Raw genomic sequence first — 878 nt, forward strand, 5'->3', positions numbered from 1 at the left:
CTTGGGGGTTTCGATGCTTAACCACCACACCACCAGAAAACCCACGGCCCCCGGACACACACCCCCGGGGGCCGCACCCCGTTAAGGGGCCACCACCCATCCACAGACACTGTGGATAGCGCTTTTACGTTTCAGATGTTGCCCTGACGTTGTCCAATGCAGGACCTGATCCCTCACGGCACATCTTGTACCGATACCGGAACCGCGAGATGTCTCCCTGCATGATCAGCCTGATTGCGGGGAGCGAATCTGACGCGGAAGCTTACAACACGGCAGTCATGGGCATCGCCCAGAATTTCCTTAACGGCGAGTGTCGTAAACAACTCTTAGTTTGCCACGTGGTTGCCGACGAAGGGCTTGTCGTTTGCCATTCGATCGAGCCGCAAGCAAATGCAGGTGTCGGCAAATAGTGGATCCGGAATGTTGAGAAGTCGAAGTCTTCCAGGGCAACGGATGCAGCGGTGAAGCAACGCTTCCGGTCGATCGCCTGGTCAAAGTCTGCCGGCGCCGGATATCGGGGCGCAATGTCGATGGCTGCAACATAGATGCCCGATCTCTCTGAGTCCCCGGCTGCGTACCGAACCATCCGCACGGCGACACTTTTCTGAACGACCTAGGCATGGTTGTGACGGTCATCATGGCCTGAAAACCAAGTTTTGGTCGCCGGAGCGCCTGAGGTTCCGCTATAGTTATTGATGAAGAACCACAGCATGTGTTGTGACTCGATAAAGCCACCAGTGCTCCTGAATAAGGAATGCGCGGTACTAGAGTTACGGCGGTCATAGCGTGGGGGAAACGCCCGGTCCCATACCGAACCCGGAAGCTAAGACCCACTGCGCCGATGGTACTGCACTCGGGAGGGTGTGGGAGAGTAGGTC

At 56.9% G+C, this 878-nt stretch carries 1 protein-coding gene and 1 rRNA gene; both read left to right on the forward strand.

The window, feature by feature from the left end; translation table 11 throughout:
- Nucleotides 1-221 precede the first annotated feature (221 nt).
- Nucleotides 222-410: a hypothetical protein gene (locus ACIPUB_RS20070; RefSeq protein ID WP_407608994.1), complete on the forward strand. Its 189-nt coding sequence runs from the start codon at nucleotides 222-224 to the stop codon at nucleotides 408-410.
- A 361-nt stretch (nucleotides 411-771) separates the two neighbouring features.
- Nucleotides 772-878: ribosomal RNA gene (gene rrf / locus ACIPUB_RS20075) — 5S ribosomal RNA — on the forward strand; the annotation flags it as partial.

Source organism: Paeniglutamicibacter sp. ORCA_105 (assembly GCF_045798545.1).
In the GTDB taxonomy this organism is placed as follows: domain Bacteria; phylum Actinomycetota; class Actinomycetes; order Actinomycetales; family Micrococcaceae; genus Paeniglutamicibacter; species Paeniglutamicibacter sulfureus.